Here is a 23454-nt window from a genome sequence, read left to right on the forward strand (position 1 = left end):
ACCCCCCGCTTGCTCACTAAATGTGCACACCCCGGTACCGATAGTGGCTGCCGGGCGGACGCCGAACACGAAGCAGGAGGCCCGGCCATGGAGACCTCGACCGGCTTGGCGGCCCCCGCCGCCGACCTCGCCGACCCCCGCTTCTGGCAGCTGCCCGCCCCCGCCCGCGCGGCCGCCTTCGCCGAACTGCGCCGACGCCCCGCGCCGGTGTTCTTCGGCGATCCCGCCACCGGCCGGGGCTTCCACGCGCTGGTCCGCCACGCCGACGTGGTCGAGGCCAGCCGCACCCCCGCGGTGTTCCTCAGCGGCCCCGGCGTCACCACCCCGGAACCGCCCCGCTGGGTCCGGCTGGTGTTCGGCGACTCGATGGTCAATCTCGACGACCCCCGGCACGCCCAACTGCGCAGGATCGTCTCGCGAGCCTTCACCCCCCGGCTGCTCGGCCAGGTCGAGGAGGACATCCGCCGCGTCGCCACCCGCCTGGTCGACGACGTCGAGCGGCGGCGGCCGGAGGACTTCGTCACCTCCGTGGCCGCCGAGCTCCCCTTCCAGGTGATCTGCACCATGATGGGGATCCCGGAACATCCGCGCCGAATGATCCTGGACCAGGTCAACCACGCCTCCGAGAACATCGGCGTGGCCCGCCCGCTGCGCCGCCGGATCCGGATGCCCGGGCGCGGGCTGCTGGCGCTGGCCCGCATGCAGGGCATGGTCGCCTCGATCGGTCGTGAGCGCCGCCGCCGGCCCACCGAGGACCTGATCTCCGCCCTGGTCACCGCCGACGTGGACGGCCGCCGGCTCACCGGACGCGAACTCGGCGCGTTCTTCTCCCTGCTGCTGGTCGCCGGCGTGGAGACCACCCGCAACGCGCTCGCCCACGGCCTGCACCTGCTGACCGCGCACCCGGAGCAGCGCGCCCTGCTGCTCGCGGACCTCGACGGGGGGCTCGGCGGTGCGGTCGACGAGATCATCCGCCACGCCACGCCGATCATCCACTTCCGCCGGACCCTCGCCGTCGACCACGAGCTCGGCGGCCCCGGGGGCCCGCTGCTGCGCGCGGGGGAGAAGGTCGCCCTGTTCTTCGGCTCGGCGAACCGGGACGAGACGGTCTTCCCCGACCCGGACGCGTTCGACATCACCCGCACGCCCAACCCCCACCTCGGCTTCGGCGGCGGAGGGCCGCACTACTGCATCGGGGCGCACCTGGCCCGGCAGGAGATGAAGGTGCTGTTCCGCGAGCTGTTCGCCCGGCTGCCCGAGGTGCGGTCGGTCGGCGAGCCGGACATCGTGCCGTCCAACTTCGACCACCGGGTCCGGTCGCTGCGCTTCACGTTCTGAGCCCTCTGAACCTCTGAGCCCTCCGAACCTCCGAGCCCCCGTTCGCGCCCTACCCGCCGATCGGCAGCCCTCGGTCGGCCTTCACCTGCTTCATCGTCAGATGCGAGTTGACCTGCGCGATCCCCGGCAGGCCCGAGAGCACGTCGGTGATGAAGCGCTCGTACGCGGCGATGTCGGCCACCGCGATGCGCAGCAGGTAGTCGGGTTCCCCGAAGAGGCGGTGCGCCTCCACCACTTCCGGCAGCTCCGCCACCCGGCGTTCGAACTCGGCGACCGTCACCTGATCCTCGTGACGCATGGTGATCGTGACGAAGGGTTGGAAGCCGCGTCCGACCGCCGTGCCGTCCAGGAGCGCCCGGTAGCCGCGGATCACGCCGTCCTGCTCCAGTTGTCGGACCCGGCGCAGGCAGGGGGAGGGGGTGAGGTCCACCCGGGCGGCCAGGTCGGCGTTGGTCAGGCGGCCGTCCTGCTGGAGCTCGCGGAGGATTCTGCGGTCGATTCGGTCCATGGCGCAATATTCTGCCAAAAGGCGGGCCGGACCAGCAGGAAGTGGCCATCGCGTGCCAGGGCTATCCGGCTACCTTCAGTGACCGAACGCACCGGACAGGTGCCGCGAGGATCACCGGACCAACGGCCGGGACCCGCCCGAACGAGCACGACAGGTCACCGCCACCCATGGACACCCACGCCCTCCTTCTCTTCCTCGGAGTCGACCTGCTGCTGGTCTGCACACCGGGGCCCGACTGGCTCTACATCGCCGCCCGAGGCCTCGGCCAGGGTCGGCGCGCCGCCTTCATCGCGGTCGGCGGCGTCTGCGCCGGCTACGCCGTCCACACCCTGCTCTCCAGCGCCGGCCTGGCCGCCGCGCTGCGTGCCGTCCCTGCTGCCCTGCCCGTCCTGCGCCTCACCGGCGCCGCGTACCTGCTGGTGCTGGCCGTCACCATGTTGCTCGCGCTGCGCAAGGGCGGGGGCGCCACGGCCCTCACCGAGCCCAAGCCGCAGCCCACCGCGACCGTGCTGCGCCAGAGCATGCTGACCGCCCTGCTCAACCCCAAGGGGCTGCTGCTCTACCTCTCCCTGGTGCCGCAGTTCGTCGAGCCTGGCGCTGCGCTGCCGGTCGGCGGGCAGGTGCTCGCCCTCGGCTCGCTCAACGTGCTGGCCTGCGCCGTCGTGTACGGGCTGGTCGCGCACGCCAGCGGACGCCTGGGCGGTCGGCTCGGCGGCACCCCGCGCGCGGCGCGCCGGATGACCCTGGTCTCGGCGGTGCTGCTGATGCTGGTGGCGGGCGTCACGGCGAGCGCCTGAGAACGGGAGCACAATGCCGGGCATGACAGAGCGTCCGACCTTCCCCGGCACCTGGCCCGCCGATCAGCCTGCGTCCACCGATCAGCCTGCGTCCACCGATCAGCCCGCGCCCGCCGAACAGCTCGCCGCCGGCGGGGAACCTGCGGACCGGCCCACCGCCGACCTCTGGGCCGCCCTCGGCGGATCGGCCGAGCTGCTGGGGCGGGTCTCCTTCCACGGCCCCGGCGACGTCCTGGCCTCCGGCCTGCCGGTGCGCAGGCTCGCCCGGGCCACCGTGGCCGCCTGCTCGCTGGCCGCCGCCGAACTCGCCGCCCACCGCGCCGGCGGCCCGGTCCCCGCCGTCCGGGTGGACCAGGGCGCCGTCGCCACGGCCTTCGTCAGCGAACGCCACCTGACCGTCGACGGCCGCACGCCCGTCAGCTTCGCCCCGCACTCCGGCTTCTGGCGCGCCGCCGACGGCTGGGTCCGCACCCACGCCAACTACCCGCACCACCGCACCCGACTGCTCGCCGCCCTCGACCTGCCCGCCGACGCCGGGCCCGAACAGCTCGCCAAGCTGCTGGGCGAACTGCCGGCGGAGCAGGTCCAGGAGCGGGCGTTCGAAGCAGGGGCGCTCGCTGTGGCCGTCGCGCCGGTGAGTGCCACCACGCACTCCCTGGTGGAGAGCCGGGTGACCGGCACCGCGCCCGTCCGCCCGCTCGGCGACGCCGGCCCGGAGCGGCCCGCCGCCGGGATCCGCGTCCTCGACCTCACCCGGGTCATCGCTGGCCCGGTCGCCACCCGCACCCTCGCCCTGCTGGGCGCCGACGTCCTGCGCGTCGACCCGCCCCACCTCCCCGAGGCCGACGACGCCCACGCCGACACCGGCTTCGGCAAGCGCTCCACCCGCCTCGACCTCGCCGATCCCGCCGACCGCGCCGTCTTCGACGGCCTGCTCGCCACCGCCGACGTCCTCGTCACCGGCTACCGCCCCGGCGCCCTCGACGCGCACGGCCTCGCCCCCGACGCACTGTCGGCCCGCCACCCCGGCCTGATCGTCGCGCAGCTCTGCGCCTGGGGCTGGACCGGCCCCTGGGCCGGCCGGCGCGGCTTCGACAGCCTCGTCCAGGCCGGCGTCGGCATCGCCGCCCACGAGGCCGGCCCCGACGGCCGCCCGGGCGTACTGCCCGCCCAGGCCCTCGACCACGGCACCGGCTACCTCGTCGCCGCCGCCGTCCTGCGCGCCCTCACCGAGCAGCGCACCGGCTGGCCCGGCGGCCGCCACCTGCGGTTCTCCCTCGCCGGTACGGCCTCGTGGCTGCTGCACGGCATCCCGCCCGAGGCGCCCGCCCCTGCTGCCCCGGCGGACGGCGCTCCGGCGGACGGTGCTCCGGACACCGGGGCGTACGACCCGGCCCGGTGGCTCGCCGAGACCGACTCCGCCTACGGACGGCTGCGCCACGCCCTGCCGCCCATCGCCTACACCGGCGCGCCCACCGACTGGTCCCGCCCGCCGGGGCGCTGGGGGACGGACGCGCCGGTCTGGCTCTGAGGACGCCGCGCAACCGCCGCCCCGGCCGGCGATGTCACAGGCAGCTGGCAGCATCGGCGCATGACTGCACACGCCACCGACTACACCTGGTTCGAGCAGCGCTACCCCATCCCCGGGGCGGCCCACTGCCTGACGCTGGTCGAGGGGATCACCGCCGACGAACTGCTGCGCCGCTTCGGCGCCCTGCCCGGTCGGGAGGTCACCGGCCTGGATGCCGTGGTCGCCGCCTGGGAGACCTTCGACGACGGGGAGGACGAGGAGGCGGAAGCCCGGATCGAGCCGGAGGATGACCGGCTGCTCGTCGCCGTCACCGAACTCGACGGGTGGGTCGTCGTCGTCGAGGTCTTCGGCTACCTCGGCAGCCTGCCCGACGTCATCCGCCGCCTCGCCGACGGCACCCGGCTGGTCTCGCACTTCCGGAACGCCGTCGCGGTGGACCACTTCAACTGGTGGGAGCAGGGCAGCTGCCGGCTCCAGTTCGAGCCGTTGTTCCCCACCCAGCGGCACGGTTCGGACGCCGACGCCCCCGGTGTCCCCGCGCTGCTGACGGCCTGCGGCTTCCAGCTCGACGGGGAGGGTCACGACCTGCACACCGAGGCCGCGTTCGCGCTGGCCGAGCGGCTGACGGACGTCCGGCTCACGCCGGAACGGCTGGAGGCCGCCACATTCCGGATCGGCTACGCGCCGACGCGCTAGCTGTTCTGTCGCGTGAGGTTGGAGATGCGGAGTGAGACCCGTGGAGCCAGACCCGTGAAGTCAGGCCGTGGAGTCGGGCCCGTGGAGTCGGGCCCGTGGAGTCAGACCCCCGCCGGGATCTGCTTGGCCCGGCCGCGCATCTGGAGGGCCGTCACGATCTCGATCAGTCCGAGGATCACCAGCCAACAGCCAGCCAGGACGGCCAACGCGGCGATCGAACCGACCGGCCAGACCAGCAGCAGCACACCGGCCACCGTGTTGGCCACGCCTGCGAAGGCCTGCCAGCCACGGGCCGGCATCGCCGGGTCGGAGACCGCGGCGGCGAGCTGGGTGATGCCCCGGAACAGCCAGCCGATGCCGATCCAGATCGCCAGCAGGACCAGCGACTGCACCGCGCTGCGGAAGCAGAGCAGCCCCAGCAGGATGCAGATCGCCCCGCTGATGAAGGCCAGCACCCGCAGTGCGGTGGTCGCGTGGGTGCCGAACGCGGCGATCAGCTGCACGATGCCGATGACCAGCAGGTAGAGGCCGAACAGCACGCCCACCACCAGCAGGGTCTCCTTCGGCCAGACGAAGACGACGATTCCGAGGGCCAGCGAGACGATTCCGGCGAGCAGCAGGACCTGCCAGGCGGCCTTGGCGAGTTGGCCGAGCGGACCCTGGACCGGGGAACCGTCGGGGGTGATGATCGGGGAAACCACGGTGGTGTACTCCTCGGGGCCGGGGACGGGCAGGGGCCGAACCCCAGCCTGGCCGGGCCACCGTCGACCGGCGCGTCGGGTACGGCCGTTCGGGGGACGGAGACAAGAGAGGGGGGAGAGGAAGCGGAGGGGGACAGAAGGGGGATGGGAGAGGGCGTGCGGAGGAGACGAATGTTCGATGGAGCGGCTCCGGTGGCCTTCCGGTCGCCGGAACGACACCGTCCGGCCACCTGCCGTCGATATCATCCGGCGGTATGACTTCTGAAGGGTGGGGGACCCGTTCGGTAGAGCCGGTCAGTCAGCACTACATCGTCTGCGGGGGCAACGCGCTGGCCCACCGGCTGGTCCTGGAACTCGTCGAGCACTACGAGGTCCCGGTCGTCGTCCTGGTCGCCGATCGCACCCGCGACCACGCGCCGCAGATCGAGCAACTCCCCGGCGTCGCCGCCGTCGTCGAGTACGCCAGCATCACCGACGAGGCGCTGCGCGAGGTGTCGATCGACACCGCCCGCGGCCTCGCCCTCGTCGAGGGCAGCGACCAGGACAACATCCACGCCGCGCTCAGCGCCCAAGGCCACAACCCGGACATCCGGATCGTGCTCCGGATGTTCAACCAGCGCCTCGGCGAGAACATCGAACGGCTGCTCAGGAACGGTGCCGCGCTCTCCGGTTCCGCCACCGCCGCACCCGCCTTCGCCGCGGCGGCGCTCGGGCGGCCCAACTCGGTCGAGATCGGTGGACGCTTCCTGCACATCGCCTTCGACGAGGCCATCACCTCCGACCGGATCTGCGTGGTCGCCGACCACATCGACCGCCAGGACCTCAGCAAGATCCGCCTGCTGCCCGAACAGCGCGGCGACTCGGCCGACTTCGTCCGGCTCGCCAGCGAGTTCGGCGACGACGGGCCGGTCCGCCCCGGTGGCGTCCGCCGCGAAGCGGAACCGGAGCCGGCGCCCGAGGAGGAACCGGACGGCGTGGCCGCCCTCCAAGCGCTGCGCATCGAACCCAGGGAACCGATCAGCTGGGCGCGGCGGGCGCGCTGGCGGCTGCTCGACATGATGCGCTTCTTCACCAGCGCCCGGATGCGGCTGGTGCTGCTCACCGCCCTCGCCGCGGTGCTGCTGGCCTTCGGCGTGCTCTGGTACCTGAACCGGAACTTCGGCTGGACCCTCTACATCTCGCTGCTCGACCTCGCGGGCGCTGCTCAGCCCGACCAACTCGCCGACATCGCCGCCGGGACCGGGACGGGCGGGCTGTGGCAGCGGGTGGCGCAGGTGGTGATCACCATCTGCGGGATCACCTTCGCCCCGGTCGCCACCGCCATCGTGGTCGAGGTGCTCGGCTCCGGGCGGCGCGGGCAGCCCCGCAACCCCGGGGCCGGCACCCGGGACCACGTGATCGTCGTCGGCCTCGGCAACGTCGGCACCCGGGTCGCGGCCCAACTGCACGAACTGGGCGTGCCGGTGGTCTGCATGGAGCGCGACCCGCAGGCCCGGGGCATCGCCGCCGCCCGGGCGCTCGGCATCCCGGTGGTGCTGGGCGACGGCCCGTTCGAGGAGCAGTTGCGTCGCGCCCGGTTGAAGCACAGCCGGGCGCTGGTCGCGGTCAGCGGCGACGACGCCACCAACCTGGAGGCGGCCCTGGAGGCGCGCCACGGGAATCCCGAAGTCCGTGTGGTGGTGCGGTTGTTCGACGACAACTTCGCCGGGCACTTCTACGCGACGCTGGACAACGCGGCCTCGCGTTCGGTCTCGTACCTGGCCGCACCCGCCTTCGCCGCCGCCCTGATGGGGCGCGAGGTGCGCGGGATGCTGTCGGTGTTCCGGCACGTGCTGCTGATCGCCGAGTTGACGGTCGAGGACGGCAGCGGGCTGATCGGCATGAACCGGCACGACCTGGAGGACCCGGGCGGCGTCCGGGTGATCGCCGTCCGGTTCGCCCGCAGTGCGCAGTTGCAGTGGAACTTTCCCGACCGCACCCGGCGCCTCACCCCGGGCGACCAGATCGTGGTCGCCGCCACCCGTAGCGGGCTCGCCCGGCTCAACACGGCGCTGGTGGACGAGGTGTGACGGCGGCTGACGCATAACAGCTGACAGGTAACACCTGACAGATAACAGCTAACAGATTTCAGATGACGAAATCTGTTAGCTGTTATCTGTTACTTGTCAGCTGTTGCCTGTCAGCCGTCAGCCGTCAGACGTAAGCGGCCAGGTCACCGGTTGGTGAAGGACGGCGGGCGCTTCTCCGCGAACGCCGCCATGCCCTCCTTCTGGTCCGCCGTGGCGAACGCCGCGTGGAACAGCCGACGCTCGAAGCGGACGCCCTCGGCGAGGGTCGTCTCGAAGGCGCGGTTGACGCTCTCCTTGAGCATGACCGCCGCCGGGGTGGACATCGCCGCGACGGTCTCGGCCACCGTCAGGGCCTCGGCCAGCAGCTGGTCCGCCGGGACGATCCGGGAGACCAGGCCGGCCCGCTCGGCCTCCTCGGCGCCCATCATCCGGCCGGTCAGGCACAGTTCCATCGCCTTCGCCTTGCCGACCGCCCGGGTCAGCCGCTGCGAACCGCCGATGCCCGGGATGACACCGAGCTTGATCTCCGGCTGCCCGAACTTCGCGGTGTCCGCCGCCAGCAGGATGTCGCACATCATCGCCAGCTCGCAGCCGCCGCCCAGCGCGAACCCGGCCACCGCCGCCACGACCGGCTTGCGCAGCGCGCCGAGCCGGTCCCAGGGGCCCAGCCAGTCGTCCAGGTAGACGTCCGGGAACCGGTTGCCCTGCATCTCCTTGATGTCGGCGCCGGCCGCGAACGCCTTCTCCGAGCCGGTGATCACCAGACAGCCGATCTCCGGGTCCCGGTCGAAGGCGGTGGCGGCCGCGACCACCTCGTTCATCAGCTGGGTGTTCAGCGCGTTGAGTGCCTTCGGCCGGTTGAGCGTGATCAGCCCCACCCGGCCCTTGCGCTCGACCAGGATCGTCTCGTAGGTCTCGGTCTCGGTCATCGCCGTTGACTCCCATTCCGCTGCTCGGCGCCGCGCGGGCGCGCCCTGACCATCCAACGATCTACGACGCGCCCCGCCTCGCGCCAGTCTTGGTATGCGAGACGGTCGTCACGGGCCCGGCTCCCCCGCTGCGGAGCCGGGGCCCAGGGCTCCGGACACGGGGCGTCAGGGGTCAGAAGCGGACCCCGTAGCGTTCGGCCGCCTGCCGGACGGTCTCCGCCTTGACCTCGCCCCGGCGCGCCAGCGCGGCCAGCGCCGCCACCGCGACCGACTGGGCGTCCACGCCGAAGTGCCGCCGCGCCGCGTCCCGGCTGTCGGAGAGGCCGAAGCCGTCCGTGCCCAGCGACGTCCAGTCCTGCTCCACCCACGGGCGGATCTGGTCCGGCACCGCGCGCATCCAGTCGCTGACCGCCAGCACCGGCCCGGGCGCCCCTGCCAGTGCCCGCGTCACGTAGGGGACGCGCGCCGCCGCGCCCGTACCGGCCGCCGCCTGCGCCAGGTTGGCCGCGTCGCAGTCCAGCGCCTCCCGGCGCAGCTCCGTCCAGGAGGGTGCCGACCAGACGTCCGCCGCCACGCCCCAGTCCTCGCCGAGCAGTTGCTGGGCGGCGAGCGCCCAGCGCACGGCGGTGCCCGAGGCGAGCAGCTGGAGCCGCGGCGCGTCGCCGCCCGGCGAGGGCTCCGCCGGGCGGTAGCGGTACAGCCCGCGCAGGATGCCGTCGGTGATGTCAGCGACGTCAGCGACGTCAGTAACGTCGGTGACATCCGTGCCGGTCGGCAGCGGCGGCTGTGGCAGCGGCTCGTTGTAGACGGTCAGGTAGTAGAACACGTCCTCGCCGTACGGGTGTTGGGGGCTGCTGCCGTACATCCGGCGCAGGCCCTCGCGGACGATCACCGCGACCTCGTACCCGAAGGCGGGGTCGTAGGACAGCGCCGCCGGGTTGGTGGAGGCGATCAACTGCGAGTGGCCGTCGGCGTGTTGCAGGCCCTCGCCGGTCATCGTGGTGCGTCCGGCGGTGGCGCCGATCAGGAAGCCTCGGCCCAACTGGTCGGCCAAGGCCCACATCTGGTCGGCGGTGCGCTGCCAGCCGAACATCGAGTAGAAGATGTAGAACGGGATCACCGGCTCGCCGTGGGTGGCGTACGCGGTCGCGGCGGCGGTCAGCGAGGCCATCGAACCGGCCTCTGTGATGCCCTCGTTGAGGATCTGGCCGGTCGCCGACTCCTTGTAGTGGAGCAGCTGGTCGCGGTCGACCGGGTCGTAGGTCTGCCCCAGCGGCGAGTAGATGCCGGCGCTCGGGAAGAGCGACTCCATGCCGAAGGTGCGCGCTTCGTCCGGGACGATCGGTACCCAGCGGTGGCCGGTGGCCTTGTCCCGCATCAGGTCCTTGACCAGCCGGACGAACGCCATGGTGGTCGCGATCTCCTGCGTGCCGGAGCCCTTGAGCAGCGTCTCGAAGGGTTTCGCGGGCAGCTCGGGCAGCGGGGTGAAGCGCACCCGGCGGGCGGGCGCGGGGCCGCCCAGCGCGGCGCGCCGCTCCCGGAGGTAGCGGGCCTCCGGGGAGTCCGGGCCCGGGTGCGCGTACGGGACCAGCTCGCTGGTCAGGGCGCTGTCGGGAATGGGGAGTTCGAGAAGGTCGCGCATCGCCCGGAACTCCGCCCCGGAGAGCTTCTTCATCTGGTGGTTGGCGTTGCGGGCCTCGAAGCCGGGACCGAGCGTCCAGCCCTTGACCGTCTGCACCAGCACCACCGTGGGGGCGCCCCGGTGCTCCAGCGCCGCCCGGTAGGCGGCGTACACCTTGCGCGGTTCGTGTCCGGCCCGGGAGGTCGCGACGATCTCCAACAGCCGCTGGTCGTCCACGGTTTCGGCGATCGCCTGGAGTTCGGGCGAGGCCTGGAACAGGTGCTCGCGGACGTAGCGGGCGTCGGAGGCGGCGTAGGTCTGGAACTGTCCGTCCGGCACCGCGCCGAGCCTGCGCACCAGCGCGCCCGTGGTGTCGCGGGCCAGGAGGTCGTCCCAGGCTTCGCCCCACAGCGACTTGACGACGTTCCAGCCGGCGGCGCGGAACTGGCGCTCCAGCTCCTGGACGATCTTGCCGTTGCCGCGCACCGGTCCGTCCAGGCGCTGGAGGTTGCAGTTGACCACGAAGGTGAGGTTGTCCAGCCCCTCGCGGGCGGCGAGGGCGAGCGCGGCGGTCGACTCCGGCTCGTCCATCTCCCCGTCGCCGAGGAACGCCCAGACGTGTGAGCCGGACGTGTCCTTGATGCCGCGCGCGGTCAAGTACCGGTTGAACCGGGCCTGGTGGATGGCCGACAGCGGTCCGAGGCCCATGGACACGGTCGGGAACTCCCAGAACCACGGCAGCCGGCGCGGGTGCGGGTACGAGGGCAGGCCGTCGCCGCCGGCCTCCTGCCGGAAGCGGTCCAACTGGGCCTCGCCGATGCGCCCTTCGAGGAAGGCGCGGGCGTAGACGCCGGGCGCGGCGTGGCCCTGGACGTACAGCTGGTCGCCGGAGCCGTCGGCCTCCTTGCCGCGGAAGAAGTGCTGGAAGCCGACCTCGTACAGCCAGGCGGCGGACGCGTACGTGGCCATGTGCCCGCCGAGGCCGCCGCGGTGGTTGCCCCTGGTCACCATGGCGGCGGCGTTCCAGCGGTTCCAGGCGGTGATCCGCCGCTCCATCGCCTCGTCGCCGGGGAACTCGGGCTCGGCGCCGGTCGGGATGGTGTTGACGTACGGGGTGTCCAGGAGCGGCGGGACGTCGAGCCGGCGCAGTTCGGCGTGTTCGACGAGGCGGCGCAGCAGGTGGGCGGCGCGGTGCGCTCCGCCGAAGTCGCGGGCGGCGTCCAGGGAGGCGCGCCACTCCGCGACCTCTTCGGGGTCGTGGTCGGGAAGCTGGTCGAGCTGGGACACGGATGGTTCCCCTTTGCCGGTGCTTCAGAGTGCCGATTCCGGGATGCGGAATGGCATTTCTCTCCATGGAAGGTCTCTATGGACGGTAGGGAGTGGTCCGGCGGCGCGTCAACCGCTACTGGAGGGTAATGTGAGCGATGATCGATCATCTTTGTGCGAACCATAATGCCGCGCCGGGACCCCGCCCGGATCCGCTCAGGCGGAGCGGTCGGCGTACTCCAGGACGTGTTCCGCCAACAGCCGCCCGACCTCCGGATCCCGCCGCCGGAAGGCGTCGATCAGCGGAGCGTGGTCGGCCGCGTTCTCGTGCAGCTCCGGGCGGACCCGGTGCAGCGACAGCACCGTCCACACCTCCACGCCCAGCCCCTCCCAGGTCCGCAGTAGTGCCCCGTTGCCGGCGGCGGCCACGATCTCGCGGTGGAAGGCCACGCCGTGCCGGGCCTGCCCGAGCGCGTCACCCGCCCCGGCCGCCGCCGCCATCCGTTCCGCGTGCCGCTCCAGCGCGGCGGTGTCCCCGGCCAGGCGGACGACCGCCGCCTCGGCGGCCAGCCGCTCCAGCGCGGCCCGCACCTGGTAGACCTCGCGCAGTTCGGCCGGGCTGATCTCGCGTACCCGCACGCCCCGGTTGGGCTCGGCGTCGAGCAGCCCGAGCGACTGCAGTGAGCGCAGCGCCTCGCGCACCGGCGCCTGGCTGACGTTCAACTCGGCGGCCAGGCGCCGTTCCACGATCCGGTCGCCGGGCTGCCAGCGCCCGTTCAGCAGGCCCTCCAGCAGCAGTCCGCGCACCTGCTCGCCGAGCGGCACCCGGGACAGCGGGTCGGCGTCCCCGGCGGGCGGCAGCGGGATCGGGCGGGTCATGCGGGCTCCTTGATCGTGGTTCGTGACGCGTGGTTCACGACTCGTGGTTCATGGCGCGTGGTGCGTGGTGCGTGGTGATGCGGGGCCGCGGCGCCGCCCGGTCAGGCCAGGCCCAACTCGTCGCCCACGCGCGGGGCGAGGAAGCGGGCGACCTCCGCCTCCCCGACCTCGGCGAGCGTGGCCGGGGACCAGCGCGGGGTGCGGTCCTTGTCGATCACCTGGGCGCGGATGCCCTCGACCAGGTCATGCCCGCTCAGCGCGGCGCAGGAGACGCGGTACTCCTGGTCGAGCACGGCCTCCAGGGAGGGGAGCGTGCGGGCCCGGCGCAGTGCGGCGAGGGCCACCGTGACCGCCGTAGGGGAGTTGCCGAGGACCAGCTCCGCGGCCTCCTTCGCCTCCGCCACACCGGAGTTCAGCAGTCGTTCGACGATCTCCTCGACGGTGTCGGCCGCGTAGCAGGCGTCGATCCAGCCGCGCTGCTCCGCGAGCGCGGACCCTGGCGCGGGCTCGGCGTGCGAGGCGACGGCGGCGGCGGGGTCGGGGCTCGCGGCCAGGGCGTCGAGCAGCGCCGCGATCCGTGTCGAGGGGACGAAGTGGTCGGCGAACCTGCACAGCAGCGCGTCACCGGGGCCCATCGAGGCCGAGGTGAGGCCGAGGTGGGTGCCCAACTCGCCCGGGGCGAGCGCGAGCAGCCGACTGCCGCCGACGTCCGGGACCAGCCCGATCCGGGTCTCGGGCATCGCGACGGTGGAACGTTCGGTGACGATCCGGAGCGCGCCGTGGGCGGACAGGCCGATGCCGCCGCCCATGGTGATGCCGTCCATCACCGCGACGTACGGCTTCGGGTAGTGGGCGATCAGTGCGTTCAGCCGGTACTCGTCGCGGAAGAAGGCCCGGGTGCCGGCCCCGCCGGCCTTGGCGTCGTCGTGCAGTGCGCGGAGGTCGGCCCCGGCGCAGAGGCCGCGCTCGCCGGCGCCGGTCAGGACGACGGTGCGCACCCGGTCGTCCGCGGCCCACTCGGTCAGCGTCGCGTGGACGGTGGTGATCATGCCGTGGGTCAGCGAGTTGAGCGCCCGCGGCCGGTTCAGCACGATCCGCCCGACCCCGCCGTCCAGGGAGACCTGGACCTCCGCCACCTCTGCGTTCATCGGGTCCGTTCCCGTCGTTCGGTCGTTCGGTCGTTCGGTCGTTCCTCGGTCTTGACGACTCCTGTCGTCCACCGTTCCTGTCGTCCACCGTACCGGGGCGGCGCGGAGCCGTGATCACCCGACCGGGCGGCGGGCCGCCCTCACGGCCGACCGGCCGACCGGCGGACCGGTCGGCTGGGCCCGGTTCGGGTCCCTACGGCCAGGCGCGCAGGGCGAGTTCGGCGGTCCGGGCCAGGTCGGCGGCGGTGGCGCCGTCCCGGGCCTGCTGCGACATGCCCTGGATGACCGTGCCGAAGTAGCCGGCCAGCGCGTGCGGGTCGGCGTCGGGCGGGAGTTCGCCGTCCGCCTGGGCCGTGCGCAGCCTGGTCTCGAAGACGTGGAGGTTGCGGTTGCGCAGGTCGCGCAGGTGGGCCTGGACCTCGGCGTCCTGCGGGGAGACGTTGGTGGCGGCGCTGATCACCAGGCAGCCGGCCGGGTGCGAGGGGTCGGGGTAGATGGCCGCCGCCTCCCGCAGGATCCGGGCGAAGGCCGCGTACGCGCTGGTCTCCTCGCGCAGGGCGGCCCCCGCGAACGCGCCGACGGGGGAGTGCCCGTAGTGGCGGACGACCTCCTCGAAGAGCGAGCGCTTGTCGCCGAACGCGGCGTAGAGGCTGCCGGGCCGGATGCCCATGGCGGTGGTCAGGTCGGTGACGGAGGTGGCCTCGTAGCCGCGTTCCCAGAACAGCCGGGTCGCCGCCGTCAGCGCCTCGTCCCGGTCGAAGGTCGGCGGTCGTCCGCGCCGGGGCCGCGTCGGGTTCTCGGTCATGCCGGAATTTTAGAACACCCGCTCAACAAGTGTGTTAGCTTCTTTTTTGAGCGAACACTCAACAAATATGGTGGGCGAAGCAGGAAGGGGCTCAGCCATGGGCACGCAGGCACTCAAGGGCAAGGCCGCGCTGGTCACCGGGGGCAGCAGGGGGATCGGCCGGGCGATCGCCCGCAGGCTCGGCCGCGACGGCGCCACCGTCGCCGTCGGTTACGCCCGCGATCAGGAGGCGGCGGGCGAGGTCGTCGCGGGCATCCGCGCCGACGGCGGCCGGGCCTTCGTGCTGCACGCCGAACTCGGCCGGCACGGGGACGCGGCCGCGCTGTGGGAGGCGTTCGATGCCGGGATCGGCGCGCACGCGCCCGACGGCGGCGTCGACATCATCGTGAACAACGCCGGGATCGGGCGCAGTGCCGACCTCGCCGCGCTCACCGAGGATGGCTTCGACGAGGTCTTCGCCGTCAACGTCCGCGCGCCGTTCTTCGTCGTCCAGCACGGCCTGCACCGGATGCGCGACGGCGGCCGGATCATCAACGTCTCCAGTGGCGCGGCCCGCCTCGCCATGCCGGAGATCATCGCCTACGGGGCGACCAAGGGGGCGCTCGACACCTTCACCCTCAACCTCGCCAAGCAGCTCGGCCCGCGCGGGATCACCGCCAACTCGGTCGCGCCGGGTGTCGTCGACACCGACGTCAACGCCGGCTGGCTGCGGGGCAACGCGGAGGCGGAGGCCCATGCGGCCTCGCTCGCGGCCCTCGGCCGGGTCGGGCAGCCGGAGGACATCGCGGACATCGTCGCCTTCCTCGCCTCCGATGACGCCCGCTGGGTCACCGGCCGGGTCATCGACGCCACCGGAGGAGCGGGTCTGTAGGCGCGGTGCGTTCGGCGCGCGGGGGGAGTTCGGGGAGGGGGCGGGGGTAACAGATAACAGCTGACAGATGATGAAATCTGTCAGCTGTTATCTGTCGTCTGTTATCTGTTTGCCGTCAGTTGTCGGCTGGCGGCTGCGGGCCCGCTACGGCCGGACCCGCCCCGTCACCTCGCCGAACCCGATGACGGCGCCCTCCGGCCCCGGCGCGGTGGCGGTGATGGTGACCTCGTCGCCGTCCTCCAGGAACGTCCGGGTGGTGCCGTCCGGGAGCTTCAGCGGCTCCTCGCCGTTCCACGTCAGCTCGATCAGCGCGCCGCGGGTTTCCGGCTCCGGCCCGCTGACGGTGCCCGAGGCGAACAGGTCGCCGGTGCGCAGCGAGGCACCGTTGACCGTCATGTGGGTGAGCTGCTGCTGGGCCGTCCAGTACATCGAGGCGAACGGCGGCCGGGACACCAGGTGCCCGTTCAGCCGGACTTCCAGCGCCAGGTCCAGTCCCCACGGCTCGCCGTCGCGGTCGTCCAGGTACGCCAGCGGCTCGACGTCGCGCTCGGGCGGCGCGACCCGGGCGTGCTGCAGGGCGTCCAGCGGGACGATCCACGGGGAGACGGAGGTGGTGAAGGACTTGCCGAGGAACGGGCCGAGCGGCACGTACTCCCAGGCCTGGATGTCGCGCGCGGACCAGTCGTTGACCAGGCAGACGCCGAACACGTGCTCGCGGAAGTCGTCCAGGACGACCGGTCGGCCCAGCTCGGACGGGGTGCCGACGACGAAGCCGACCTCCGCCTCGATGTCCAGCCGCCGGGTCGGCCCGAACGACGGCGCCGGGTCGGCGGGCGCCTTGCGCTGCCCGTGGGGCCGCACCACCGGGGTGCCGGAGACGACCACCGTGCCGGCCCGCCCGTGGTAACCGATGGGCAGGTGCTTCCAGTTGGGGGTGAGCGGCTCCGAGCCCGGGCGGAAGATCCGGCCCAGGTTGGTGGCGTGGTGCTCGGAGGCGTAGAAGTCGACGTAGTCGGCGACCTCGAACGGCAGGTGCAGCTGGACCTCGCCCGCCGGCAGCAGCGCAGGCGACAGCGCCTCGCGGTAGGACTCGTCCGTCAGCCATCGCGTGAGGTCGGCCCGGACCTGCGTCCAGGTCGAACGTCCTGCCGCCAGCAGCGGGTTGAGCGAGTCCGCGGCCAGCAGCACGGACGGCGCCCCGGCGGCCCGGGCGGCCGCCGCGGCGTCCAGCACGAAGTCCCCGACGCGCACGCCGATCCGGCGCCGGCCGGGCTGGTCGGCGGCGGTGAACACGCCGTACGGCAGGTTGTGCACGCCGAACGGCGAGTCCTGGGCGCTGGCGAGCCAGCTGCGGGGGGTGGTGCTCAACGGTCCTCCTGGGGCTGTGACGTGGACGGCAGCAGGCCGAGCGCGGCCAGGTCGTCCAGGGGTTCGGCGATGCTGCACGTGCCGAACGCGGTGAACGAGTTCCGGATCACCGTGACTTGACGATCGGTCAGCGCGTGGGCGGCCTTGGCCAGCACCGCGCCGTCGCGCTCCGCCAGCACCGCCACTGCTGCGGCCCGGTCGGTCTCCTGCGCGGCCAGCAGCACGTTGAGGAAACCGTGGTGCTCGAAGCCGGTGGCCGGGTCTGTGTGCCGGACGGCGTTGTGCAGTCCGGCGGTGCACTTGTACGGCAGCCCGCGCAGCGCGCAGCCGGTGAGGAAGGCGGCCAGCTCCTCCTCGTCCGGGAACGCCTCGGCCACCACCCCGCCGGTGCGGAACTTCGCCCGGTAGGGGCTGTCGACGAGCACGTCCAGCACCTCGTCCAGGCCGTCGCCGCGCAGGAGTTCGCGCGGCAGCTCGACGGCGGCCGGGACGTCCGGCGGCAGCAGCCGGTCCAGGGCGGCGACCGCCTCGGCGGCGTCCCGGACGGCGAGTTCGACGCCGGCCACCTCGAAGGGTGCGGCGGCGGCGAGCGCCGGGCCGAGCTCGGCACTGCCCCCCGGCAGTACGAGCCCGACCCTGAGCGGCGCGCCGCCCGAAGCCGCCGCGGCCAACTCGCCCAGCCGGCCCGCCCCGCACAGGAGCGGGCCGACCGCCTCGGCGTACCAGGCCGCGCGGTGCCTCCGGTGCGCCGGCACCGCCTCGGCGACCGGCAGGTTCCCCGGAGGGAACACCGCGGCGTCGTCGAAGAGCCCGTGGAACAGCTCGGGGATCGCCCCGGGGCCCGCCCGGTTGGTCACGGCGGACGAGGCGGCGCTCATCGCCCGGGCCCCCGACCGGCCCAGGTCCAGGCGTAGTTTCCGTCCTCGCCGGCCCGGCCGCCCTCGCCCAGCTCCAGCGGGCGGAACGTGTCCACCATGACGGCGAGTTCGTCGAAGAACTCCACGCCGATGCTGCGCTCGTACGCGCCCGGCTGCGGCCCGTGGGTGTGTCCGCCGGGGTGCAGCGAGATCGAGCCCTGGCCGATGCCCGAGCCCTTGCGGGCCGCGTAGTCGCCGCCGCAGTAGAACATGACCTCGTCGCTGTCCACGTTGGCGTGGTAGTACGGCACCGGGATCGACAGCGGGTGGTAATCCACCTTGCGGGGAACGAAGTTGCAGATCACGAAGCCGTTGCCCTCGAACACCTGGTGGGCCGGCGGCGGCTGGTGGACCCGGCCGGTGATCGGTTCGAAGTCCCGGATGTTGAAGGCGTACGGGTACAGGCAGCCGTCCCAGCCGACCACGTCGAAGGGGTGGTGCGGCACGGTGTAGCGGGTGCCCGAGACGCCGTTCGGGCCGCGGTGCTTGACCAGCACGTCGACGTCTCCGGAGGCATCCCCGGCGGCGTCCCCGTCGGCGTCGACGACCAGCGGGCCGACCGGGCCGCGGAAGTCCCGCTCGCAGTACGGCGCGTGCTCCAGCAGCTGCCCGTACTTGGAGAGGTAGCGCTTGGCCGGGGTGATGTGGCTGTTCGCCTCGATGCAGTACGCACGCAGCGGTTCGTCCCCGGCCGGCACCCAGCGGTGGGTGGTGGCGCGCGGGATGATCACGTAGTCGCCCTGGCCGACCTCGATCGAGCCGAAGACCGTCTCGACCGTGCCGGAGCCGGACTCCACGTACACGCACTCGTCACCGAGCCCGTTGCGGTACAGCTCGCTCGGGGCCCCGGCGGCGACGTACGAGATCCGCACGTCGCCGTTGCCGAGGACCAGGCGGCGGCTGCCGACGACGTCCGCGGACTTCCATTCCTGGTCCGCGAACAGCTCGTGCAGCTTGAGGTGGCGGGGGAGCAGGGGGTGGTTGGGCACCGTGGACTGGTCCGGCAGCTCCCACGGCACCGCGTTCACCACGGCCGAGGGGATGCCCCGGTGGTAGAGCAGTGAGGAGTCCGACGAGAACCCCTCCTCGCCCATCAACTCCTCGTAGTACAGCCCGCCTTCGGGTGTGCGGTGCTGGGTGTGCCGCTTGGGCGGGATGCTGCCCAGCTGCCGGTAGTACGCCATCTCCCTGCTCCTCCTCGACCGTGCTCAGCCGACCGTCCTCACGGTACGCCCGACCGTGCTCAGAGTTCCCCGGTGCTCAGAGCTTCTCAGTGTTCAGAGCTGCTCAGCGCCCGGGGTTCCCCCGTGTTCAGGACTCCCCGTGCTCAGGGCGCCCCAGCACTCACAGGTTGCCGCGGGCGTCCTGCTCGCGCTCGATCGCCTCGAACAGCGCCTTGAAGTTGCCCTTGCCGAAGCCCAGCGAACCGTGCCGCTCGATGAACTCGTAGAAGACGGTGGGGCGGTCGCCGATCGGCTTGGTGAAGATCTGCAGCAGGTAGCCGTCCTCGTCGCGGTCGACCAGGATGCCGCGCGACTTCAGCTCGTTGATGTCCACCCGCACCTTGCCGATCCGGGCGCGCAGCTCCGGGTCGTCGTAGTACGAGTCGGGGGTGTTGAGGAACTCCACGCCGCGCGAGCGCAGCACGTCGACGGTGGTGAGGATGTCGTTGGTGGCGAGCGCCATGTGCTGGCAGCCGGGGCCGGTGTAGAACTCCAGGTACTCGTCGATCTGCGACCGCTTCTTGGCGATGGCCGGCTCGTTGAGCGGGAACTTCACCCGGTGGTTGCCGCTGGCGACGACCTTGGACATCAGGGCGGAGTAGTCGGTGGCGATGTCGTCGCCGACGAACTCGGCCATGTTCACGAAGCCCATGACCCGGTTGTAGAACGAAACCCACTCGTCCATCCGGCCCAGCTCGACGTTGCCGACGGCGTGGTCGAGGGCCTGGAACAGGCGCTTGGGCGAGCCCTCCGGGTGCTGGACCTTGCTCTGCGCGGTGATGTACCCCGGCAGGTAGGGGCCGTGGTAGCGGGAGCGGTCGATCAGGGTGTGGCGGGTCTCGCCGTAGGTGGCGATGGCCGCGCGGCGCACGGTGCCGTTCTCGTCGGAGACGTCGTTCGGCTCCTCCAGGACGGTCGCGCCGGTCGCGCGGGCGTGCGCGATGCACTTGTCGACGTCCGGGACCTCCAGGGCCAGGTCGACGACGCCGTCGCCGTGGCGGCGGTGGTGGTCCAGCAGCGGGCTGTCCGGCAGCACCCCGCCCTTGATCACGAAGCGGCAGGAGCCGGAGCGGAGCACGAAGGCCTTGCGGTCGCGACGGCCGGTCTCCGGGCCGGAGTAGGCGACCAGCTCCATGCCGAACACGGCCTGGTAGAACTGGGCCGTCTGGGTGGCGTTGCCGACCACGAAGACGACCGCGTCCTGCGCGGTGACCGGGAACGGGTCGGTGGCCGGGTCGTGCTCGACGAGGCCGACGAGGCGGCGCAGCTGGTCGGCGTCGAGGCCGGCCTCGCGCTCCTCGGGGGTCAGCTCAAGGGCGTGGGACTGCGGGGTCATCGGTCGTTCCTCCACTTTTGGCCTCGGCTCTGAGGCGTCCGCTTGAGGCGGCCGCGCCGCGAACGGGTGGGCGGTGCGGCTGGCGGAGAGCTTGCTCCTGTCCGGGTGGCTGGGCAACAGGTCGGGATTTCACTGTTCAATGTGTACAAGCTGATCAGGAAATCCCGCATTCGGCTGCGCAAAATGTGCTGCCGATCGGGGCCGGTTCACGGGGTCCGCGACACCGGCTCCTGGACGGTCCCGGGCGGGGCGAGGTGGCGCAGGAACCAGGCCCCGGCGAGCTCGGCGACCTGGTCCAACGTGCCCGGCTCCTCGAACAGATGGCCCGCACCCGGCACCACCGCCAGTTCGCTCACGCAGTGCAGCCGGGCCCGGGCCCGCCGGTTCAGGTCGATCACGGTGGTGTCCAGGCCGCCGACCACGAGCAGCGTCGGGGCGCTCACCCGGTCCAGGACGTCGGGACCGGCGAGGTCGGGGCGCCCGCCGCGGGAGACCACCGCGCCGACGGCGGGCCCGAGCGAGGTGGCGGTGTGCAGGGCGGCGGCGGTGTGCAGCGCGGCCGCGGCGCCGGTGCTGGCGCCGAAGAGGCCGAGCGGTAGGCCGCGGGTCTCCTCCAGCCGGCCCAGCTCCTCGGCGACGGCGGTCAGCCGGTCACCGAGCAGACCGACGTCGAACACCTTGCGGCGGTCCGGCTCCTCCGCCTCGGTGAGCAGGTCGAACAGCAGCGTGGCCAGCCCGGAGCGGTTCAGGTACCGGGCGACGTGCCGGTTGCGCGGGCTGCGCCGGCCGCTGCCGCTGCCGTGCGCGAAGAGCACGATGCCGGTCGGTGCGGCGGGGACGGTCAGCCGGCCGGCGAGGCGCACACCGGCGGCGCGCAGGACCAGCTCGCGGTCCACGCCCACCGGCCCTGACGCGCGCCCGCCCGCGGCCTCGGCGAGGAGCCGCAGGACCTCCTCGTCGCCGGTCTGCGCGAAGTCCCCGTAGAACTCGCCGATCGAGAAGAACGGCGACGGCGTACCGACGCAGACCAGCTCGTCGGCGACCTCGGACAGGCGCTGCGTCCAGTCCGCCGGGGCCACCGGGACGGCGAGCACCACCCGGGCCGCGCCCCGGGCCCGGACGATCCGGCAGGCGGCCCGGGCGGTGGAGCCGGTGGCGACGCCGTCGTCCACCACGATCACCGTGCGGCCGCGCAGGTCGGCGGGCGGGCGGCCGCCCCGGTAGCGGCGGGCCCGGCGCTCCAACTCGGTGCGCTCGCGCCGCTCCACGGCGGCCAGCTGGTCGTCGCCGACCCCGGCCAGCCGGATGACCTGCTCGTTCAGCACCCGGACGCCGTCCTCGCCGATCGCCCCCATGCCCAGCTCGGGCTGGTAGGGCACGCCGAGCTTGCGGATCACGCAGATGTCCAGCGGCGCGCCGAGCGCGGCCGCCACCTCGGCGGCCACCGGAACCCCGCCCCTGGGCAGGGCCACCACCACGGTGTCGGCGCCGCCCAAGTGGCCCACGCGGGCGGCCAGCCGCCGGCCCGCGTCGGTCCGGTCGGTGAAGTGGGTCCCGGTGCCGTGCATGACGCGCCCTCCGTGTTCCACGGTACGTCCGGGCGGCGTCGGGCGGGGCACCGAGGGCGCGGGCCTGGGGTGCGGGCCCGGTGCGGGCCGGGGGCCGAGGGGGGCGGCCCGTGCCCCAGGCCCGCACGGCGGCTACGGCCGCATCTCGTACGTGCCCGACAGCTCCTCGACCCGGGCCCACACGGCGGCGGCCCGCTCCGCGTTGGCGACCGGCCGGCGCACGTTCGCCAGCGCCCAGGCGGCCTGCTCCGGGGTCGTCGAGGCCTTGCCGTGCAGCTCGGTCGCGTGCGCGGAGAAGTCGCGGACCAGCGCGTCGAAGATCTGGTCCAGGACGTCCTCGTCCAGGCCGGTCAGCTCCGCCTGCTCCAGCACCAGCTGGCCGTAGACGATCAGCGCGAACAGCTGGCCGATCTCCAGCAGGAAGTCCAGGTCCGCCTGCTGCTCCTTGCTCGGCGCGTGGCTGAGGAGCAACTCGCAGAAGCCGTCGGCCTGTTCGCGGAAGCGGGCGACGTTCGGCAGCTGGGTGTGGCGGTCGTACGCGGTGCGCCAGTCGTGGAAACGGATCGCGCCGAGGCCGCGTGCCGCACCCTGGCGGAACAGGAAGGCGTCATCGGTGGCGTCCAGCCGGGTCGGCACCGGGGCGTAGTCGCTCGGGGCGAACAGGTAGTTGCCCATGAACTTGAGGATCAGCGCCAGGTTGACGTGGACGGTGCCCTCCAGCTTCGGCAGGCCGCGGATGTCCTTCGCCGCCTTGTCGAAGTAGGTGTCCGCCTCGAAGCCCTTGGCCGCGATGACGTCCCACATCAGGTCGATGACCTTCTCGCCCTCGGTGGTGACCTTCATCTTGGTCATCGGGTTGAACAGCAGGTAGCGGCGGTCCTCGGGGGAGGCGGTGCGGAAGTAGTCCACGGCCCGCGCGCTGAACATCTTCATCGCCACCAGGCGGGCGTACGCGTCGGTCAACTCCCGCCGCACGTGGGGGAAGTCGGTGACCTTCCGGCCGTACAGCACCCGGTTGTGGGCGTGCGTGACGGCCTCGTACATCGCGTGCTCGCAGATGCCGACCGAGGCCGTGCAGAGGTTGAACTTGCCGACATTGACGGTGTTCAGCGCGGCGTCGAAGGCGGCCTGCCCGGTGTGCAGCACGTCCTCGGCGCGCACCGGGTAGCCCTCCAGCCGGAACTCGCTGACGTACATCTGGGCGTTCACGACGTTCTTGACCAGGTGGTACGCGTCGTGGCGGCTGTCGGCGGCGAAGAAGACGTAGCCCTCGGGGCCCTCGACGTCGGAGCGGCGGCCGAACACCGAGACCAGGCCGGCCACGTTGCCGTTGCCGATGTAGTACTTGGAGCCGGTCGCGGTGAAACCGCCCTCGCCGTCCGGGGTGAGGATCATGTCGGTGGAGTAGATGTCGGCGCCGTGGGTGCGCTCGGAGAGCCCGAACGCCATGACGTGACCCTCCGTCAGGAGCTTGGCGGCGCGGGCCCGGACGGCCTCGTTCTTGCTCTGCCAGACCGGCCCGAGGCCGAGGATGGTGACCTGCCAGGTGTACCAGTAGCCGAGGCCGTAGAAGCCGAGGATCTCGTTCAGCTCGGCGATCCGGGAGGTGTCCCAGCGCTTGCCCGGGTCGGCCGCGGACGGGGTCAGGAACTCTGCGAACAGGCCCTCCTTGGCGGCGAATTCGAGGAAGTCGGCGTACCAGGTGCGGTCGACGTAGGTGTCGATCAGCGCCTTCTTGCCGCGGGACTCGAACCAGTCCACGGTCGCGCGCAGCAGCCGGCGGGTCGGCTCGTCGAACTGCGTGGGGTCGTACGTACGCGGGTTGAAGAGCATCACGGGCTCCCGGGGGTCGAGGGTGAGGAGGCGGCGGGCGGTGGCTGGTG

19 protein-coding genes are annotated in these 23454 nt (G+C 72.7%); 6 read left to right on the plus strand and 13 right to left on the minus strand.

Features of this window, described 5'->3' with window-relative positions:
• The first annotated feature begins 87 nt into the window (after positions 1 to 87).
• On the plus strand, positions 88 to 1338 hold the full coding sequence (locus AB0R04_RS00830) for a cytochrome P450 (protein WP_363366892.1): 1251 nt from the start codon (positions 88 to 90) through the stop codon (positions 1336 to 1338).
• A 49-nt stretch (positions 1339 to 1387) separates the two neighbouring features.
• On the opposite strand, the gene AB0R04_RS00835 is transcribed toward AB0R04_RS00830, so the two are convergent.
• Positions 1388 to 1846: an Lrp/AsnC family transcriptional regulator gene (locus AB0R04_RS00835; RefSeq protein ID WP_063349872.1), complete on the minus strand. Its 459-nt coding sequence runs from the start codon at positions 1844 to 1846 to the stop codon at positions 1388 to 1390.
• Positions 1847 to 2013: 167 nt separating this feature from the next.
• On the opposite strand from AB0R04_RS00835, the gene AB0R04_RS00840 reads away from it, so the two are divergent.
• The 3 genes from AB0R04_RS00840 to AB0R04_RS00850 are packed head-to-tail and all read left to right on the plus strand — an operon-like array spanning position 2014 to position 4870.
• Entirely contained in the window at positions 2014 to 2643 is a 630-nt protein-coding gene (locus AB0R04_RS00840) for a LysE family translocator (protein ID WP_063349873.1), read from the plus strand.
• 22 nt (positions 2644 to 2665) lie between these two features.
• Positions 2666 to 4174 (plus strand): CoA transferase, encoded by a 1509-nt coding sequence (locus AB0R04_RS00845; protein WP_363366895.1) that lies wholly within the window; start codon positions 2666 to 2668, stop codon positions 4172 to 4174.
• Between the two features lie 60 nt (positions 4175 to 4234).
• Positions 4235 to 4870, plus strand: coding sequence for a DUF6461 domain-containing protein (locus tag AB0R04_RS00850; protein ID WP_363366897.1), 636 nt, complete (start codon positions 4235 to 4237; stop codon positions 4868 to 4870).
• Between the two features lie 101 nt (positions 4871 to 4971).
• Here the strand turns inward: AB0R04_RS00850 and AB0R04_RS00855 are convergent, their stop codons facing one another.
• Positions 4972 to 5571 carry an HdeD family acid-resistance protein gene (locus tag AB0R04_RS00855; protein ID WP_363366899.1) on the minus strand — a complete coding sequence of 200 codons (600 nt, stop codon included), beginning with the start codon at positions 5569 to 5571 and terminating at the stop codon, positions 4972 to 4974.
• A gap of 254 nt (positions 5572 to 5825) precedes the next feature.
• Between AB0R04_RS00855 and AB0R04_RS00860 the strand changes: the two genes are divergently transcribed.
• Positions 5826 to 7640: an NAD-binding protein gene (locus AB0R04_RS00860; protein WP_363366901.1), complete on the plus strand. Its 1815-nt coding sequence runs from the start codon at positions 5826 to 5828 to the stop codon at positions 7638 to 7640.
• A gap of 143 nt (positions 7641 to 7783) precedes the next feature.
• Here AB0R04_RS00860 and AB0R04_RS00865 read toward each other — a convergent pair whose 3' ends face one another.
• From AB0R04_RS00865 to AB0R04_RS00885, 5 genes are all read right to left on the minus strand, one after another.
• On the minus strand, positions 7784 to 8569 hold the full coding sequence (locus AB0R04_RS00865; RefSeq protein WP_363366903.1) for an enoyl-CoA hydratase: 786 nt from the start codon (positions 8567 to 8569) through the stop codon (positions 7784 to 7786).
• A 172-nt stretch (positions 8570 to 8741) separates the two neighbouring features.
• Positions 8742 to 11477, minus strand: coding sequence for a pyruvate dehydrogenase (acetyl-transferring), homodimeric type (gene aceE, locus AB0R04_RS00870; protein WP_363366905.1), 2736 nt, complete (start codon positions 11475 to 11477; stop codon positions 8742 to 8744).
• 195 nt (positions 11478 to 11672) lie between these two features.
• Positions 11673 to 12335: a GntR family transcriptional regulator gene (locus AB0R04_RS00875; RefSeq protein ID WP_363366907.1), complete on the minus strand. Its 663-nt coding sequence runs from the start codon at positions 12333 to 12335 to the stop codon at positions 11673 to 11675.
• Positions 12336 to 12436: 101 nt separating this feature from the next.
• Positions 12437 to 13483: an enoyl-CoA hydratase/isomerase family protein gene (locus tag AB0R04_RS00880; protein WP_363366909.1), complete on the minus strand. Its 1047-nt coding sequence runs from the start codon at positions 13481 to 13483 to the stop codon at positions 12437 to 12439.
• A 193-nt stretch (positions 13484 to 13676) separates the two neighbouring features.
• A complete protein-coding gene (locus AB0R04_RS00885) occupies positions 13677 to 14288 on the minus strand; it encodes a TetR/AcrR family transcriptional regulator (protein ID WP_063349881.1) in 612 nt (203 codons plus the stop codon).
• Between the two features lie 97 nt (positions 14289 to 14385).
• Between AB0R04_RS00885 and AB0R04_RS00890 the strand changes: the two genes are divergently transcribed.
• Positions 14386 to 15159, plus strand: a complete 774-nt coding sequence (locus AB0R04_RS00890) for an SDR family oxidoreductase (RefSeq protein WP_363366911.1) — start codon at positions 14386 to 14388, stop codon at positions 15157 to 15159.
• Positions 15160 to 15303: 144 nt separating this feature from the next.
• Here the strand turns inward: AB0R04_RS00890 and fahA are convergent, their stop codons facing one another.
• The 6 genes from fahA to AB0R04_RS00920 all read right to left on the minus strand — a co-directional run bounded on the left by fahA (position 15304) and on the right by AB0R04_RS00920 (position 23404).
• Positions 15304 to 16527, minus strand: coding sequence for a fumarylacetoacetase (fahA, locus tag AB0R04_RS00895; RefSeq protein ID WP_363366913.1), 1224 nt, complete (start codon positions 16525 to 16527; stop codon positions 15304 to 15306).
• Complete coding sequence (locus AB0R04_RS00900; RefSeq protein WP_363366914.1) at positions 16524 to 17405, minus strand: hypothetical protein; 882 nt, start codon at positions 17403 to 17405, stop codon at positions 16524 to 16526. The genes fahA and AB0R04_RS00900 overlap by 4 nt, the downstream gene beginning before the upstream one ends.
• On the minus strand, positions 17402 to 18628 hold the full coding sequence (locus AB0R04_RS00905) for a cupin domain-containing protein (RefSeq protein ID WP_063349885.1): 1227 nt from the start codon (positions 18626 to 18628) through the stop codon (positions 17402 to 17404). The genes AB0R04_RS00900 and AB0R04_RS00905 overlap by 4 nt, the downstream gene beginning before the upstream one ends.
• A 160-nt stretch (positions 18629 to 18788) precedes the next feature.
• The gene (gene hppD / locus AB0R04_RS00910) at positions 18789 to 20003 is read right to left on the minus strand and encodes a 4-hydroxyphenylpyruvate dioxygenase (protein ID WP_063349886.1); all 1215 of its coding nucleotides are present in this window, start codon (positions 20001 to 20003) and stop codon (positions 18789 to 18791) included.
• A gap of 206 nt (positions 20004 to 20209) precedes the next feature.
• Positions 20210 to 21571: an alpha/beta family hydrolase gene (locus AB0R04_RS00915; protein WP_363366917.1), complete on the minus strand. Its 1362-nt coding sequence runs from the start codon at positions 21569 to 21571 to the stop codon at positions 20210 to 20212.
• A gap of 132 nt (positions 21572 to 21703) precedes the next feature.
• The gene (locus AB0R04_RS00920) at positions 21704 to 23404 is read right to left on the minus strand and encodes an acyl-CoA dehydrogenase family protein (protein ID WP_363366919.1); all 1701 of its coding nucleotides are present in this window, start codon (positions 23402 to 23404) and stop codon (positions 21704 to 21706) included.
• Between the last annotated feature and the right edge of the window lie 50 nt (positions 23405 to 23454).

The organism is Kitasatospora sp. NPDC056731 (assembly GCF_040687675.1).
GTDB lineage: Bacteria > Actinomycetota > Actinomycetes > Streptomycetales > Streptomycetaceae > Kitasatospora.

What these genes read in the sequence shown, in the direction of transcription:
- AB0R04_RS00830 (WP_363366892.1), top strand. Translation starts at nt 88, where the DNA reads ATGGAGACCTCGACCGGCTTGGCGGCCCCCGCCGCCGACCTCGCCGAC.
- AB0R04_RS00835 (WP_063349872.1), bottom strand. Translation starts at nt 1,846, where the DNA reads ATGGACCGAATCGACCGCAGAATCCTCCGCGAGCTCCAGCAGGACGGC.
- AB0R04_RS00840 (WP_063349873.1), top strand. Translation starts at nt 2,014, where the DNA reads ATGGACACCCACGCCCTCCTTCTCTTCCTCGGAGTCGACCTGCTGCTG.
- AB0R04_RS00845 (WP_363366895.1), top strand. Translation starts at nt 2,666, where the DNA reads ATGACAGAGCGTCCGACCTTCCCCGGCACCTGGCCCGCCGATCAGCCT.
- AB0R04_RS00850 (WP_363366897.1), top strand. Translation starts at nt 4,235, where the DNA reads ATGACTGCACACGCCACCGACTACACCTGGTTCGAGCAGCGCTACCCC.
- AB0R04_RS00860 (WP_363366901.1), top strand. Translation starts at nt 5,826, where the DNA reads ATGACTTCTGAAGGGTGGGGGACCCGTTCGGTAGAGCCGGTCAGTCAG.
- AB0R04_RS00865 (WP_363366903.1), bottom strand. Translation starts at nt 8,569, where the DNA reads ATGACCGAGACCGAGACCTACGAGACGATCCTGGTCGAGCGCAAGGGC.
- AB0R04_RS00875 (WP_363366907.1), bottom strand. Translation starts at nt 12,335, where the DNA reads ATGACCCGCCCGATCCCGCTGCCGCCCGCCGGGGACGCCGACCCGCTG.
- AB0R04_RS00880 (WP_363366909.1), bottom strand. Translation starts at nt 13,483, where the DNA reads ATGAACGCAGAGGTGGCGGAGGTCCAGGTCTCCCTGGACGGCGGGGTC.
- AB0R04_RS00885 (WP_063349881.1), bottom strand. Translation starts at nt 14,288, where the DNA reads ATGACCGAGAACCCGACGCGGCCCCGGCGCGGACGACCGCCGACCTTC.
- AB0R04_RS00890 (WP_363366911.1), top strand. Translation starts at nt 14,386, where the DNA reads ATGGGCACGCAGGCACTCAAGGGCAAGGCCGCGCTGGTCACCGGGGGC.
- AB0R04_RS00900 (WP_363366914.1), bottom strand. Translation starts at nt 17,405, where the DNA reads ATGAGCGCCGCCTCGTCCGCCGTGACCAACCGGGCGGGCCCCGGGGCG.
- AB0R04_RS00905 (WP_063349885.1), bottom strand. Translation starts at nt 18,628, where the DNA reads ATGGCGTACTACCGGCAGCTGGGCAGCATCCCGCCCAAGCGGCACACC.
- hppD (WP_063349886.1), bottom strand. Translation starts at nt 20,003, where the DNA reads ATGACCCCGCAGTCCCACGCCCTTGAGCTGACCCCCGAGGAGCGCGAG.
- AB0R04_RS00915 (WP_363366917.1), bottom strand. Translation starts at nt 21,571, where the DNA reads ATGCACGGCACCGGGACCCACTTCACCGACCGGACCGACGCGGGCCGG.
- AB0R04_RS00920 (WP_363366919.1), bottom strand. Translation starts at nt 23,404, where the DNA reads ATGCTCTTCAACCCGCGTACGTACGACCCCACGCAGTTCGACGAGCCG.